The organism is Streptococcus sp. 339, from assembly GCF_013277285.1.
Lineage (GTDB): Bacteria > Bacillota > Bacilli > Lactobacillales > Streptococcaceae > Streptococcus > Streptococcus pseudopneumoniae.
On record NZ_VMMR01000062.1, the window covers coordinates 12,237 to 28,874 of the forward strand.

A 16,638-nucleotide genomic window follows, 5' to 3' on the forward strand; every position below is an offset into this window, starting at 1 on the left:
GCAACATTATATTTTAGGAAGGGAAAATATGGACTTAAAATTTGAAGGGGTTGATTTAGAATACAAAAAAGCTAAAAACGATCTTCCAGAATCTTTCTGGGAAACCTACTCAGCATTTGCAAATACAAATGGCGGGAAAATAATTCTCGGGATAGACGAAAAAAATATTGACCCCTACCAAGGAGTCAATAATCCTCAAAAAATACGAGACAATTTATTCGCTTTAGTCGCAAACAAACAAAAAGTTAGTTGTAACTTACTTACAGATAATGATATTGAATACATTGATATTCCAGGCAAAAATAAACAACTCATGGTAATCACTGTAAGAGAAGCGAATCCTCACCAAAAACCCGTCCATCTAAAAAATGATTATCGTGAGTCATATAAAAGATTAGGTGAAGGCGATGTTCGACTTGATAAAGAAGAACTTAAATATCTGATGACTAGTTCTCATGATGATATTGATAGTGAGTTACTTAATAATTTTGACGAAAATGATTTAAATTTAGATACAATAGAACATTACAAGCAATTATTAATTGAACTTACTGGTAATATAAAATATAATAGCATTTCGTTGAGAAATTTTCTAATCGAAATTGGTGTATTTAAAAAAGACAGGATTGATAATACATATAAATTAACCGCAGGAGGACTAATATTTTTTGGAAAGTACAATTCTATCATTTCTCGTTATCCCAAATTTCAATTAGACTATTTTGAAAAAGATACCTCCCTTTCAACTAGGTGGAACGATAGAATTTCAACAGGGGATATGATGTACCCTGATTTAAACATGTTTGATTTTTTCAATTTAGCATATAAAAAATTAACTACTACAACAAATGATAGATTTGAGTTTAATAACGAATCTGCCCACCGTTTACCATTCAAGAAAGACCTATCTGAATCTATACGTGAAGCTTTAGTAAACTGCTTAATGCATGCTTACTATGACTTTGATTCTCCTATAGTTATTACAGCTTATCAAGACTTCTATGAATTTAAAAATCCAGGTAAGATGAAAATTTCTATTCCCGAATTTATACATGGCGGAACTTCCAAAACGCGAAATAGTACAATCTCTTCATTATTCCGTAGAATTGGGATGTCCGAAAAAGCTGGATCAGGTGGACCAAAAATTTTTGATATTTCCGAAAAGTATAAACTAAAAATCCCTGAGGTAAGCACTACCTTTGATAGTACTGTTGTTACAATCTGGAAAGTAGACTTATTGTCTTCTTATGCGGATACATCAGATAATGAAAAGATAATACTTGAATATATCATTAAAAATGGTAGCATTACTAAAAATGATGTCCTCGAAAATTCTCTCATGACTGAGTATAAATTTAGAGAAAATTTGAAATCTCTACAAAATAAAAAGTATATTGAGATAGAAGGTAAGGGACGATCTACAAGATATGTTCTCCCTAAAAGCTCAACTGAACAATACCACATCATTAAACAACAAATCAAAAATCTTGGAGATTTCATGACTAAATATTAAATATTTTATTTTCATTCCTAAAAATTTTTGAAATAATATTGTCTTTTCCCAAATTTTCGGAAACCAAAACGCAGGCTCAAATCGGCCTGCGTCTTTTCATTCTTCCCCTACTCTCTAAATCTCTTTCAATTTTTCGAGATAGGCGGTTAATTCTGCTTGGGCTTCTGGTGTTGTGCCTACTAGCTGGCTGCGCATGTGTGCGAGTCTGGCTTCGACTTCTCCAATCTCTTTATCAATCTCTGCGAGCTGGTCTGCGAGGTCGGCTAGGGGAACTACAGGTTCTTCCTCAAAGGTATCAACATAGCGTGGAATGTTGAGGTTGTAGTCATTTTCGACAATCTCTTCAAAGCTGGCTAGATGGGCAAATTTCTCGACATTCTCGCGTTTTTGATAGGTTTCCAAAATCTTGGCAATATGGTCTTCGGTCATATTGTTTTGATTTTTCCCTTTTTCAAACTCTTTTGAGGCATCGATAAAGAAGACATCCTTATTGGTGCGATTCTTTTTAAGGATAATAATGGTTGTCGGGATAGAGGTGTTGTAGAAGATATTTGCTGGCAAGCCGATAACTGTATCAATAGCGCCTTCTTCTAGCAGGTGCTGGCGAATCTTTTGCTCGGCTGCTCCTCGGAAGAGGACTCCGTGGGGAAGGACAATGGCCATGACCCCATTATGCTTGAGGTGGTAAAAGCCGTGAAGAAGGAAGGCAAAATCTGCTTTAGACTTAGGTGCAAGAACTCCATAACTTGAAAAGCGAGGATCTTGCAGGAAGCCACTATCTGCTGACCACTTCAGCGAATAGGGTGGATTCATCAAAACCCCATCAAAGTCTGTCGGCTCGGTAGTCGGCCAATCTGAGTCTAGAGTATCGTGGTTGCTGAGGTGATAGTTCTCAATCGCAACTCCATGAAGCATCATATTCATACGAGCAAGGTTGAAGGTCGAAGTAATCAATTCTTGACCGTAGTAAGAAATCGTCGAAGCTTCCTTACTATAGCGCTTGGCATTGAGCAAGAGAGAACCAGAACCCATGGTCGGGTCGTAAACCGACATCCCCTTTTGATGCTCACGCCCTGCAAAGACAATCTGAGTCATAAGATGAGAGACTGCTTGAGGTGTATAGAACTCTCCAGCCTTTTTACCAGAATCACTGGCAAACTGGCCAATCAGGTACTCATAAGCATCACCTAAGATATCACCAGCATGACCAGAGACATTAAGGTCGTTGAGCTGTTTCATGACCTCAGAGATGGTCTTGTTTTGCTTTTGTGGCGTGTTGCCTAGCTTTTTCGCATAGAGGTCAATATCTTCGAAGAGATTTTCAAATTTTTCATTGGCCTGCTCGATATCACGGAAACTTTGGGCTAGGGATTCTAGCTGGAAGGTGCCTTCATGGATAGACTGAACCAGCTTGGTAAAGGTCAGAGAAGGCTCAATCACATAGCCCAGCTCGTCATTTAAGACCTCGATGAGGTCTTCACGGACATCTGCATCCGCAAAGTTTTCCTCGTAGAGAAGCTGAGCTTGCTGGAAGGACTCAAAGGGCTCGTCCAAGTTATCGCAGACGGCTTGGAGGATGTTGTCGGATAGGTACTTGTAGAAAATCAAGCCCAAGAGGTAGGACTTGTATTCATTGGCTTCCATCTGGCCACGCAGGATATCTGCCGCATTCCAGAGGGATTGGTAGAGTTCTCTTGATAAATCTGTTTGTGACATAGGGTCTCCTATAAATGTATGTTGTTAGTAGTATTCCATGTTTTAAAATATTTTTCTTTTTTATATTTTCCTTAAATAGTGCGGACGGGGGGTAAAATTATCCAGTGGATGATTTTAGAAATCCAAGGAATTTCATCCCTAATTTTTGAGCCCAGAGTCTCAAAAATCCCGTCCTATACAATAACTTTGTTATTGTATAGGATACCACCATGGCGGAAAATATCCTCTAAAAGCTCACTTCGTTCGCGCTCATTTTACGATAAACTCTTTTAAAAACGAATCACTGGGCTTTTTACGGTCTTGGTATCTTAGATAAACATTTTTCTGAGTAGGGTTTGTTTGCTTTCTTTGAGTTGATTGACTTTTTCCTCTTGCTTGGCAATGGCCTTGTCTAGGTCTTGGAAGAAAGAACCGATAGCTTCTTGTTCAGAGAGTGCGGGAAGAGTTGCAATTACCTTTTTAAAATCTGTCTTATTTATTTTGTCTTGTACACCTGGTGTCTTCCTCATAGTAATTTGATCTTGAATATTTGCTGTCAGCATCATAAAATATAAAAACTGATTATTACTTGAAGTACTTCGTATGAGTACGGAATTGGGAGCTAACGTCATAGGTCTATCTAATTCAGGAACTTGAAAAAATCTTCCAACTGTCCCTACATTTGACATCAATATGTCATCTTTAAACAATCTACTCTTAGATAAAAAATTGTAACCTTTCTCATCTGTATAAAGCCATGGTCCCTTCCAACTATTTGAGGCATCCTGTAATCTAATCATGTATGCGAAATTATCTTTTTCATAAGTTCTCACATTATTTCTTAGAGATTCAAAACTCCCATTAGCTACATAATCAGTAACAATATCAAACACTTCACCCAACTTCACTTCCTTCCACTCATCTTCAAATCCTGCGAAGCGAAGGGCGGGTTTGGTTTGTCCTTTGGCTGGGAATAAGAGCTTGAGGTAGGTTTTCTTCTGCTCTTTGAGCACCTCTAACTTACGCTGTTGAAGGGTGATAAGGTGGTCGAGATTGCGAAAATATGCTCCAATTTTCTGTTGTTCGCTGTATTTTGGATAATATGCTTCAAATCCCATTACATCAGAAACTGATAAATTTGTTTGCTTTGCTCCATCATCAAATGCTAAGAAATATGGATGCCTATTCATTAAAATGTAAAGAAAATAAGGGAATGTTTCGCCTATTGGAGTTATCCCTGCGATTCGCTGATTTAGCGTGTATTTATCATTTTTTTCGACCCAAAATGTTCTCGCAATAGCACGACCATTTGGAACATCACTCAGCACAAAGGCAATCTCATTTTCAAACAATGCTTCATTTTTCTTATTAGAAAATTTCTTTACTTCACCATCTGTGGAAATGAATTTTGAATTTACTACAATATACTTTCCGTTCTCATCAATGCAGTTTTCGTGAGCCTTTCCGTTACGATATTGAGCTACTTCTCCCAACTTACGCTGTTCCCAAGCTTCAGTATATCTCACAAAGCGATAACTTGGTTGTTTTGTCATATTACTCCTCCAACTAATTCGTCTTTATCTATATCTATAAATTGCAATTGATAAGCTTTACGAGCTCCCCATGCCTTAAGTATTTTCTTAATAGTATATTCATTCTCCTTATCGAACTGGTCTACATAAATGCTCACATCCGGTGCCTGTTTAAAAATTTCTTTAAAGTAAGGAGCATCCACTCCATTCTCATCCCGAATACCAAAACCAATGAAGTAAATTTCTTTGATAGAGCTTAAACTTTTGAAAAAGGATTCGTGCTTTCTAAGTTGCCGATGGACAGGCTTTCTAGTCAAATCAACTAAATTATAAAGTAAGTCACGTACCGCAGTTGGATCATTTTGTATAGATTCATCATAAGAATCCATTTCACGATTATGTCCAAATATTAGCTTATTTTCAGAAATGCTTCCATGTATATGACATATTTGTTCAGAATTTATACCGTAGAAATTCTCTAACAACATACTATAATTAAAAGTTAAAAAGTAGGCATTTTTATTGTGTTCAACAGATTTCTTTCGTTTTAGTTTTTTTAGATTAGAAGGCATATTATCCCATTCAAGAATAAAACATTGAACCCATTCCCTAAATAAGTTTTCAATGTCTGCTATTAGAAATTTTTCAAGAATCGTTGCCAGCTCCTCAGCTTCTTCTAGACCACAAGACGACAGTATAATTTTCACCTCATTTATCCAACCTAAATCATGCTCAAACTGAGACCAAAAATTTTCTAATACCATTAACTGCATCATATGTCGATAAATAAATTGATACCGTTCATGTTTATCTAACTGACCATTTCTAATTTTGGATAGAGAATATCCATATATATCTCTCAACTCATCTTCCTTACCACATCGATGTTGTTCTTGAATTTCAATATCCTTTTCCCTAAAAAAGTCACAAATTCCTTTTACTGTTTGCAACGACTCTAACAGTTCATCTTTTCCATAAGCCTGCTGATAAACGAACTTCTTGAAATATAGATAATCTGTCTTTAAGTCATGTGCTATATCAAAACCATTTCCGATAATAAATAATTTCTCCACTATATCCCCCCTTTCTATTACTCCATTTTCTTATTTCTACACTTTAGGTTTTCTTTTTATGATATCTATTCTTCAATTTTACCTATTTTTTCACTTTAGGGCATCAATGTCTTGGTTCTATTGTTCAATTTTGGCCATTTTTGCACTTTAGATAGGAAACTATGCTATCCTATTCTTCAATTTTACCTATTTTGAAATAATAGATAGGCTGATTTTGTGATATAATGTTAAAAAACGTTGAAATGCGAGGATGACTATATATGAACTATAGAGAACTTAGAAAAATCTACTACAGTCATCGTGACCAATATGAGGAAGAGTATCAACTACGCTTACAGGGATACAGCTCCATTAGGACATCTCTTTATCCTCATTTAATGCAACGCGATACTGTCAAAACAAGTCAATACCCTTTATTTGTTACCCTGCATCTTGAGATTTCCCAACTGATGGAAACTATCTCACAGCAGTCTCAACGAATTAGCGAAATAGCTGATACCCTCCCTAAGATTGCCCACGATCAGTTTTATAAGGAACAACTCTACCAATCGATTATTTCCACAAATGAGATTGAGGGTATCCATACAACTCGTAAAGAGTTGGTCGATGTGGAAAAACTCCTAGAGGAAGACCCCTACAAGACCGAGCAAATCAAACATCTTTCCACCTTGCGAATGTACCAACAAATCCTGAAGGATGAATTTCTCCAAATCCAATCGCTTGAAGATATCAGAGGGATTTATGACCAATTAACACAAGGAGAAATCTCGCCAGAGGATGAACTCGATGGAGAGTTTTTTAGGCAGAAATCGGTCTTTATCCAAGACGATAAGACTGGCAAAGTCATCTATATCCCACCTCAAAAGGAGGAACAGATTCAGGTCATGCTGACAGAGTGGATTCGTTTTATCAACGACCATTCTATCCCAAACCTTATCAAGGCTTGTGCTGGACACTATTTTTTTGAAAATATTCATCCCTTCTATGACGGTAACGGTCGGACAGGCCGCTATATCCTTGCCAAGTACTTGTCTAGAAAACTCGATAAATTCTCAGGTCTGGTTTTGTCCCAACAAATCAATCACCATAAGCAAGACTATTATAAGGCTTTTAGGAACACTGGTGATCATCTCAACCGTGCCGATGCTACCTTCTTCGTTGAAACCTTGTTGACTTTTATCAAGGAAGGGCAGGAAAATATTATCCAAACCCTCCTTGAAAAACAAGAGCAACTGAATCGCTATAAAGTTAAGATAGAGCAGACAGAAGGGCTGGAAGAAGTCGAGAAATACATCTTGTTTCTACTCGCTCAGTCCAAGCTCTTTGTTGATGATAAGAGAGATGGTATAGAAGATAGAAGCATCATCCAACTGGCCAATCAGTCCAACCATCATTACTCTAAGAAAAAGGTCAAGGATGCTTTCTTGCATCTTGAAGATAGGGGAATTTTGACCCTAATTGGTAGAAAACCTTCCCAACATTATCTTTCTGACCATTTTTAATACTCAATGAAAATCAAAGAGCAAACTAGGAAACTAGCCACAGGTTGCTCAANNTAAGACTGACGAAGTCAGTCACATATATACGGCAAGGCAACGTTGACGTGGTTTGAAGAGATTTTCGAAGAGTATAAACCTATCTCCCCCTTAGCGGTAATATATCCTCTGAAATCATGCGCATATAGTCCTCTTTGAGTGCTTTTTTATATTTGAGTTTTGGCAGTGCCTTGTCTCCGTGGGCTTCCTTATAGGCCAGATAATCCTGAGACTCGGTAATGGCTTTTTCACCATTTTGCTTGTCTCGTCCGATGCGGTAGTTGTCCACTACGAACTGGAGTTCATCCTCTCCTATCTGCCAATAATCTGCCGTTTCACGAATCTTTTTCTGGGTTGTTAGCTCAATCATCTCATCCAACTTATGGGTTACAGACTGTCCCTGATAGCTCTTGGCATCAGCTTGAACATCCTGCCAGAGTTTAGAAATAATGCTGGATAACTTAGGATTGGATTTGTTCAAATCTTCGATATACCTATCTACCAGACTCTTTTCCTTTTTACTAATGAGGTTTTCCCGATTTTCAATCAGGGCTTGGATGAGAGAGAGGATATAGTGATAGTTTATCTCGTCGGTGCGGATGGATTCGAGCTCATACTCGATATCCAGTAACACACCTTCATCTTCTTGGTCTTCTTTTCTGCGTCTGCGGAGTTCTTCGATGACATTTTGATATTGGCCGGCAAAGTTCTCGATGTCTTCTAGGCTGAGGCCAATTTCTCTGAGGATGACTTTCTCATCATAGTCAGAATAGACCTGTATAGAGGATAGGAGCTTGTCAAATTCTTGGAAGGCCTTGGCAAAACGTTTTAATTCTGCATCTGTCGCTGTATCCAAATCCGGCACCTGCTCTGGACTTGGAGCGATGGCTAATAGTTGATGAACCTTCTCCAGAAACTTGGCCTTCTCCTCCTGCCATTCTGGGGCTAAGACACTGGTTTCACCACCATTTGAGTAGAGGCTCAGAGCTTCATCCACCTTTTCTTTAAAATGGTCAGGCGTTTGGAAGGTAACGATTTGACCGAATTTCTTGCCTTCATCAAAGAGGCGATTGGTTCGTGAAAAGGCCTGAATGATATGCTGGGGCTTCATTGGCTGACGGTCCATGAATAGGGTCGATAAGCAAGGGGCATCAAAGCCTGTCAACAAGCGGTCCACAACGATAACGAGGTCCAACTGCTCCTCACGGAAAGCAAAGCGTTCTTTCTTACGGGCCAGACGGTCGTTGAGGTCACTATTGTAGGAAGCAATGGTTGCTAGGCTAAAGTGAGTACCAAACATGGCATTGTAGTCTTCTAAACTCTCCTCCATATAGGCTTGGTTGACATAGGAGTCTGCTTCATTTTCTGTCACAGAGTAGGTAATGGCAACCTTAGGAAAGTCTGGTAAGACCTTTTTAACATTTTCCGAGATGCTTAGAGACTTCTCTCCATTTTTGACTTGCTTAATCAGGTTATAATAGGCCTGCGCACGGGCAATGCTTTTGACTGTCAAAATGGCTTCATAGGTTTTTCCTACCCCATTTTGGAAACCGAGTTTGCGTCTTGAGCGATTGAGAATGGCATCTAAAACGGCAAGCATATGGCCTTCGTCATCATAACGCTCCTCATCAATCTCATCTTCTGCCCAACCAGGCATGGTTGTCTGATACTCCACATTAAAGCCAAGAACCGCCTTGTCATGGATGGCTTCTTTGACAGTATATTGGTGGAGGCAGTCACCGTACTGCTCTTCGGTCGTCTGAGCAAGGTCTCCTTTTTGTTCACGTTTATTTTCTGTAAAGATAGGAGTCCCTGTAAACCCATACCAGAGAGAATTTGTAAAGAAGTGCTCTAGGTGGCGTTGGCGTTCAGGAGTCACTGCGCGATGGCATTCATCGACGACAAAGGCTAGTTTAAGTTGTTTGATACGATTGTAGACCTTTTGGTGACGCCCTTCATCAAACTGCCGAATCATGGCATTGATTTTCTGGATGGTCGTCACAACGACACGGCGGTCATCAGAAGCCAGATTTTTAACCAATTCCTGTGTATCATCGGTCTCGTCGATATCAATCATGTCGTTCTCTGCGTAAGATTGAAACGAACTGGTCGTCTGCTGGTCAAGGTCTGTCCTATCAATCACAAAGATTGTCTTTTCGATAGATGGAATCTGGAGCAAATTGCGCGAAACCTTATAGGAGGTCAGGGTCTTTCCTGAACCAGTCGTATGCCAAATATAGCCCGATTGGCGCTTGCGACTGGCTTCACGGATAGCCTCAATGGCATGTACCTGATAGGGACGCAATAAAATCAAGGCCTTCTTGTCATCATCAATGACAGAATACTGCATGACCATCTCGTGGGCTCTCGGTATGGACAAGACAGACTCTGCAAAGTCAAATAGCTGGGGTTGGGGGCTATTTTCACTATCCACCCACTTGGTCAAGAAGCGTTCATTTAGCTTGTTGGCTTTGGCAGCTGCGATGTAACGAGTATCTGTAACGTTTGAGACGACAAACATCTGAAGACTTGAAAAAATGCCTCTAAACTGTCCTTCTTGGTCGTATTTTTTAATCTGACGGAAGGCATCCATGTAAGGATGAGAACGGCTTTTTAGTTCAATCTGAATCATAGGCAGACCATTGATCAGCAAAGTCACATCCCCACGACGCTGGCGAATCCCTTCTCCGCCTGTGATGACTTGATTGACAACCTCATAGCTGGATTTGCCACCAGCGACATTGTTTCTCCACAAGACTTCCAAGCGAATGGTGCCTAAACTAGCATCTTCACGTTGAACCTGCACCTTGGCAATGCCATTTTCCCCTGCTATCCACTTGGCTGCTTCGTAGAAGTTGACGAAATTGAGCTGGTTTTTAATTTGATTTTTCTCTGAATTTGTAAGGGGATGGTCTTGCAAAATGCGGACATTATTGGCTTCCAGCTTGGCAAAAAAGTTTCCCCATAGGAGGTCTTCTGTATTTAACTCAGGTCGATACACCCATTGACTTTCTCCCTTTGTCAACCGGTTGATCAAATCTCGCTCGATAGCCAATTCCTGTTTGGTTTTGGCTTTACCTGCTACAGGGATAGCAGTCTCATCTTTGGGAGAGAGTCTCTGGCTGATATGGAAATCCTGCAAGGCGGCTTGATTGAGATATTGCAATTTTTTGAGAAGATCTTGCTCTGTCCCTTTAATGGCTTGATAGCCTTCCGTCAATTCTTTATCTGCATCTAGGTAGTGATGTGGGTTCTTCTTTATTTGGATATAACCCTGCACCAAATCTTCTAAACGTCTCAGCTGAATAGCAAGCTGGTTCTGGAGTTCCTGAGAATTGCTTCCAGATGCTTCTTTCTGGTTGATAGCTTCTAGGTATTCTACGATGGCAGTATAACTAGGCTGCAACTCAGGTGCTGAAACGATGAGTTCTTGTTCTAATTCTTTTGATAACGTGTAAGCCATGTTCATACCCCATTTCTACAACGCAAAAAGCCTACCAAAAACATTGGTAGGTTTTGAAAATGGGTATGAAAATGCGAGTTTATATATATATATATATATATATATACAAGCTAGTTATTTGCTTAAATCTGAAAACCATAGGGACTCTTCCTTTTCATTCATCCAAGGCGTTGATAAGATCGAAAAACAACGCCTTTACTTCCTTCTATTGTATCATAAAAGACTAGTAGTGAAAAGGTTTCCCATGGTTTTATCTCTTATTTCAGAGTAAAGGTAGTTTCTTTCTTAAATTTTCAATCTATCTATAGACTAAAAGATCTTTTTAGTTTAGAATAGTAATATAAACTATTTTTGTATCATGATAACTTAGAATAATTCATAATTTTTTAATAAAAATAAAAAATATAAATAGGAGAATTTATAATGTGTAAAGTCTATAAATATAGCGAACTATACTCAACAGATTTTATGTCTTATTTTGACAATAAAAAAGAAGTAATATCAGACATTGAACTTCAATCAGATGAATATAGTATAGATATTGATAAAATTATTGCTGAATTAGGAATTGAGGTTATAGAAACATACTTCGATTCGCATTCTGGAAAATATGATGCTGACACTAAAAAAATGTATGTTAATATTTTGGAACCGCTACAGCGTCAACGATTTACTAAGTCTCATGAATTAGGCCATTTTGTGTTAAAACATGAAGGAATTTCTGAACGTGAACAAACACCAGTAGCGAATGCTAAAGAAAGAGCTGCTAACCAGTTTGCAGCAGAACTACTAATGCCGCAAAAGTTAATCATAAAAGCAATCGATAGAATGGCAATAGATTATTCTATGACCTGGGAGGAATTAGATACTTTAAATGATGAAATTATTATTACTTATCTTGCTGAAAAATTAAATGTGTCCAATCCGGCTATGAAATATAGACTTATTAATTTGGGTGTATTGTCCATTTAAGGAGAATTTTATGTTACTTAGGGATAAATTCTATGAAAATTTAGGGACCTATTATTCATCCCCTGAAGAAATAAAAAATCAACTGAATTCAAAAATCTTTAATGATTTTAAAATAGTAATAAATATAATTGGAATAAACCAACCTCAGGAAGATTTAACACCAATTTACAAAATTCAAAATCTAGAACTCTCATCAACAAATAAAAACTCTAAATTGCAAGATGAAATCGATGATATCAATAAATATTTATTAAGTGCAGGTACGGGATTAGGATATAAAGATGAAAAAAATTCATGGAGTTTATTTTACTTAATAAAAGAAATGATTACATCGTTTCAAAGACAAGGCTATAATTACTATAGGGGACAAAGAGAGGATTGGGAAACAGTACCAGGGATATTTAGAAATTTACAAAATAGTGAAGGAAATAAATACTGTAACACTTTTGAATCTCTTTATCTAAATATCTCTAGAGAATTTCCTGATGAAGTTAAATATGTCCCTTTAAATCAAGAAATGTTAGATATCCGAGCTGATGAATTAGCTATCTTACAACATTATGGTTTGCCAACAAGTCTACTAGATATTTCCGAAAATCCATTCATAGCCATGTTGTTTATGTTAGGTTTTGGGAAAATAAAAAATCCTCAGTTAGAGTTCTATAAAATTGACTCCAGCAATGATAGTGAGAATGGAATAATTTCTTTAGTTCATAAGAAAATTACAAATAAGAGAATACGGGCACAAAAAGGTGCTTTTATAAATTTTGATAAACTTATTAAATTTATAAATTTTAAAAAAAATGAAATAGAATTAGAAAATTATAAACCTATCGATAGAATTATTCTAAATATCAAATTTAATATAGAGGCCTCTATTAAGTCTTTAAAAAATCAGCAAAGCTCTAATCATACTAAGCCAGAAGATGATCTATCTTCTAAAAATTTAGACGGAGTAATTAAATTTTTAGAAGGAAAGTCTGTCAAATCAGGTTCTGATAAAAATAATCAAGAGGAAAGAATTTCTGGCGACTACTATGAATTAATTCAAAGAGAACTTTTACGAAAGTTAAAAGAATACAATTATGAAACAAATGCCTTATTTCCAGATTTTTCAGACTATTTGATTTATAAATCTAAAGAATTCGAATTAAAAGATGATAAAAAATCTAATAGAGCGGTACTTAATGAATTAAAAAAAAATTCAAATAACCTGCCTTATCATAAAAGCAAAAAGAATAGAAAAGGTAAATATAGAATCACAAGAGTCTGGAGAAAAAGTCTTTGAAATCAAAAAAACGCATAATATCAAGAATTATACAACCTTGATATTATGTGTTTTATTGTAGAAAGATTTACTTCATTTTCTCCTGAAATTGAGTTTTTCCCAGCATCCTTGTGTATTATTCTTGTACTTCTTTCTGAGCAGCCTTGCCTTGGTCGAGAAGGGCTTGGACGATTTTCTCATCGCGTAGTTTGACAGAATCGTTGATCATTTCTGCGGACTTGACGATGGTTGTTTCTAGTTGGGCACGTTTCTGGCGTCCCAATTCAATAGCTGCGACGATACCTTGGTTTTGAGCGACCAGACTTTCAGCCAATTTGGTAACAGACTCAACAGCGACTGTCGGGCTTTGGGCAATTCTTTCCATCTGCGGAATCACTTCCTTGCTGGTCTCAGCTAGCATCTGAAGGGCAGCATTATTGGCATTGACAATGGCATCTGCCACGACACCTGATTTCATGGATTGTTGCAAAATACCCAGTTGGGCAATGGAAAGTTTCATTGTCGGAATCGTATTACGACGAAGCATTCCCAATTTTTGGCGCATATCAGATGACACCTTCACAAGATTTCGCATCTGAGGTGTTGTTGCCCAGGCAACATAGAGACGGCTGACATACTCAGTATGTTGTTGTTCAAGGGTATTGACCACTTCAGCCATGCGGGCCAATTCTTGTGACTTGGTTTGGTATTCTACCGTACTTGTATCGAGTTGGTCAGCTTGAGCTTTCAGTTCTGCAGCGCGCTTGCCAGCTTCTGTCTGGCTGGCTTCGATAAAGGAAATCACTCCCACTAGATTTTCAATGGATTTGGTATTGTCCTCAATCAACATCTCAGCAGAGACGATATTTCGAGCTAGCACATCTTCTTGCTTGACCACTGCGGCAGCCATGCCATCGAGCTTTTGCTCTACTGTTTTTGAGTCAAAGTAAAATTCCTGTAGGGTATTCTTGCTCTTGTTAAACAATCGTTGCAAAAAGTTTGGCTTTTCTTCTAACTCAGCAATTTCAGCGTTCTTGTATTTGACTACAAAGCCTTGCAACTCACGGTTGGTATTCTTGAGAAGATCATCCACTTGGGGAATCTGCAGTTTCTTTTGTTCTGACAAGATACGGTTGACCGTATTGTTCACACCTTCTACAGCAGATTGGCCAAAATCCAAAAGAGCATTTTGATTGGTGACAAACTGGTCTACCAACTGGGGCACGTGCGCCTTAATCCCTTCTTGTTGCTCAGGGCTCAGCTTCTCAAGGAAGGTCAAGGTCTTGTCCGAGCCAGTATTGGTCTCGATGATTTGGGTTGTCTTATCCACCTTAGCTACCGTATTATTGGCAATCTGGTCAATATCAAAATTAAATTCTGTCATGGTTACTCCTTTGTTTCTAACCTATTCTTTACGATCTTTTTCTAGGATACGCAAACTAATATCAAAATCACGCATATCTGTTTCATTGAGTTCTCTCAACACCTGGTCCAGCTCAAGGTCAAATTGTTCGATAGCTGATTTAGCTTGCTGTAAACGTTCTTCTGCTCGATTATAGTTTTTAGGATTGGCCTTAATCTTTAAATAGCCTTCTAAAATCGTTTTGAATTTCTCCATCTTCAAACTATGAATGGCCGTCAATTCTTCCTTATCCCCCTCGGCAGAGGTGGCAATCTTGTCTAAAATAGCCTGATGGTCAACGGCAATATTATCCAAGGTCTGAGACAATTCTGGAGCTAGTTCCTCTGGCTCCGCATTTTCAAGTTCTACCTGACTTTCTCTATCCAAACGTTCTAGCTGAACATCGATGTTTGCCCTTACTGTACGAACCTTTTTGTCAATACGGTTGTAGATATCAGCATCGATATAGGACTTGAGACAATCCGCCTCCTGATGGATTTCCCTCAGTTCGATCAATACTTGATTGGCCAGACTCTTATAGGAATCTGAACCTTTTTCTACTAAAGTTCCCTCCAATTGCTGAATATCCTTGTCCGCCTGACGAATACGAGCTTTTAAAAGCTCAATCCAATCGTCGAGAGAACGATCCTGCAAAAGAGGATAGCGCCAACGTTTATAGAGACGATAACCACCATAGCCTAGCAGGACACAAGCCGCAAGTGGGAGAGCATATTGAACCAAAAGGCCCAGTAAGAACAAGAAGCCCCAAAAATAGAGACAGCCTTTGCAAAAACCATTACCTGATTTCATAAACATTCCTTATTTTCAATTTATAAATCTATTTTAGCACAAAAGAGCAAAATGAGGGCGGAAATCCCCTAGAAAAGAGTTGATTTCTTTGCTGTAGAATGGAGGCTAGTAGAGCGTGGGCTAATTTCAGTAAAGCGGACTCAAACCACAGGCTTCAGTGTTATAAGATTGCGAAATGACCTCTGAGGACATATCAAAACAAAAGCTTGAAATATCGGAGGGGTTGTGTTAGAATGAACTTACAATGTGAGTAAAGTTACAGCATATGTAACTAAAAAGCCCCACCGTGCCACCGATGGTTTTTTTTGCTACCCTCTTAAAGGGTTAACCATTACTTCTTACGTTTCTTAAGCCATAACTTGAAAAGCTCAGATAACACGTTAATAAGTAACAGAGCTAGAAACACTGTGAGTAAAGTTTCTAGCATATGTAACACCTCCCTTCCTTAAATTGAGGGGGCCAAAATATAGTAGATTGAAACTAGAATAGTACATCTGGATTTCTAAAATATTACTAGAAATTGATTTGATTGTCCTGATTGATTTGTCCTATTTTTATTTTATTTCACTATATTATATCATCAAGATCACGTAATTCCCAAACAAAAACGCCTTTATGTGTATGTACTGATGTACTGACCCCAAAAAGTTAGACAATTAATTTAAGCAAAGGATTTAGTTCTGTATTGCACAGGGCTAAGTCCTTTTAGTTTTACCTTAATTCGTTTATTGTTGCAGTAATCAATATAGTCTACAATAGCTTGTTCCAATTGATTAAGCGATTGAAACGACTTCTCATAACCGTAAAACATTTCCGATTTCAGAATCCCAAAGAAGGACTCCATCATACCATTGTCTGGGCTGTTACCCTTACGTGACATAGATGGTTAGATTCCCTTATTCTTTAAAAAATGACGATAGAAATCGTGTTGGTATTGCCATCCTTGGTCACTATGGAGAATTGTATTTTCGTAATGGTTCTCTGTAAAGGCTTGTTCTAGCATAGCTTTCATTTGTACTAAGTTCGGCAAATAGGAGATAATTTCACTGTTAAAGCCATCTAAAACTGGTGATATAGTTGCTTAGTTTCAAACAAGCATGTTATAATAAAGCTATGGCATATAGTACAGATTTTAAACAGCGAGCATTAGATTACATCAAAGAGGGGCACAGCCATGTCGAGGCAGCCAAGGTTTTTGATGTTGGCGTCAGAACTCTCTTCACGTGGGAAAAGAACTTACGTGAACAAGGACACTTAGAGAGGAAAAAGCGAGTCGTCAAAAACCGAAAGATTCCTTTAGAGGAATTGAAAGCCTTTGTAGAGGCTCATCCAGATGCTTTTTTACGGGAAATTGCGGCACATTTTAATTGTGCTGT

General features: G+C 38.0%; 10 protein-coding genes and 2 pseudogenes. 5 read left to right on the top strand and 7 right to left on the bottom strand.

Annotated features, from left to right (window positions below):
* Window positions 1–28 precede the first annotated feature (28 nt).
* A complete protein-coding gene (locus HT736_RS08180) occupies window positions 29–1,513 on the top strand; it encodes an RNA-binding domain-containing protein (RefSeq protein WP_172930927.1) in 1,485 nt (494 codons plus the stop codon).
* A 114-nt stretch (window positions 1,514–1,627) separates the two neighbouring features.
* Here HT736_RS08180 and HT736_RS08185 read toward each other — a convergent pair whose 3' ends face one another.
* From HT736_RS08185 to HT736_RS08200, 3 genes are all read right to left on the bottom strand, one after another.
* Window positions 1,628–3,229: a type I restriction-modification system subunit M gene (locus HT736_RS08185; RefSeq protein WP_101514425.1), complete on the bottom strand. Its 1,602-nt coding sequence runs from the start codon at window positions 3,227–3,229 to the stop codon at window positions 1,628–1,630.
* A gap of 308 nt (window positions 3,230–3,537) precedes the next feature.
* A complete protein-coding gene (locus HT736_RS11785; RefSeq protein ID WP_240154030.1) occupies window positions 3,538–4,761 on the bottom strand; it encodes a restriction endonuclease subunit S in 1,224 nt (407 codons plus the stop codon).
* Complete coding sequence (locus tag HT736_RS08200; protein WP_172930928.1) at window positions 4,758–5,813, bottom strand: AbiH family protein; 1,056 nt, start codon at window positions 5,811–5,813, stop codon at window positions 4,758–4,760. Before HT736_RS08200 ends, HT736_RS11785 begins: the two co-directional genes overlap by 4 nt.
* A 260-nt stretch (window positions 5,814–6,073) precedes the next feature.
* Here HT736_RS08200 and HT736_RS08205 point away from each other — a divergent pair, with 260 nt between their 5' ends.
* Complete coding sequence (locus tag HT736_RS08205; RefSeq protein WP_138707816.1) at window positions 6,074–7,315, top strand: Fic family protein; 1,242 nt, start codon at window positions 6,074–6,076, stop codon at window positions 7,313–7,315.
* Window positions 7,316–7,448: 133 nt separating this feature from the next.
* Here the strand turns inward: HT736_RS08205 and HT736_RS08210 are convergent, their stop codons facing one another.
* Window positions 7,449–10,817 (bottom strand): type I restriction endonuclease subunit R, encoded by a 3,369-nt coding sequence (locus HT736_RS08210; RefSeq protein ID WP_240154031.1) that lies wholly within the window; start codon window positions 10,815–10,817, stop codon window positions 7,449–7,451.
* A 417-nt stretch (window positions 10,818–11,234) separates the two neighbouring features.
* Here HT736_RS08210 and HT736_RS08215 point away from each other — a divergent pair, with 417 nt between their 5' ends.
* Window positions 11,235–11,783 carry an ImmA/IrrE family metallo-endopeptidase gene (locus HT736_RS08215; protein ID WP_000335401.1) on the top strand — a complete coding sequence of 183 codons (549 nt, stop codon included), beginning with the start codon at window positions 11,235–11,237 and terminating at the stop codon, window positions 11,781–11,783.
* Window positions 11,784–11,793: 10 nt separating this feature from the next.
* Window positions 11,794–13,071, top strand: coding sequence for an FRG domain-containing protein (locus HT736_RS08220; RefSeq protein WP_023941419.1), 1,278 nt, complete (start codon window positions 11,794–11,796; stop codon window positions 13,069–13,071).
* A 115-nt stretch (window positions 13,072–13,186) separates the two neighbouring features.
* Here the strand turns inward: HT736_RS08220 and HT736_RS08225 are convergent, their stop codons facing one another.
* The 3 genes and pseudogenes from HT736_RS08225 to HT736_RS08235 form a co-directional block, all read right to left on the bottom strand.
* Window positions 13,187–14,434 (bottom strand): toxic anion resistance protein, encoded by a 1,248-nt coding sequence (locus HT736_RS08225; protein ID WP_000134328.1) that lies wholly within the window; start codon window positions 14,432–14,434, stop codon window positions 13,187–13,189.
* Window positions 14,435–14,455: 21 nt separating this feature from the next.
* Window positions 14,456–15,262, bottom strand: a complete 807-nt coding sequence (locus tag HT736_RS08230; protein WP_000834988.1) for a hypothetical protein — start codon at window positions 15,260–15,262, stop codon at window positions 14,456–14,458.
* A 661-nt stretch (window positions 15,263–15,923) separates the two neighbouring features.
* Window positions 15,924–16,337 (bottom strand): annotated as a pseudogene (locus tag HT736_RS08235) (IS3 family transposase); the annotation flags it as partial.
* 38 nt (window positions 16,338–16,375) lie between these two features.
* Between HT736_RS08235 and HT736_RS08240 the strand changes: the two are divergent.
* A pseudogene (locus HT736_RS08240) lies at window positions 16,376–16,638 on the top strand (IS630 family transposase); the annotation flags it as partial.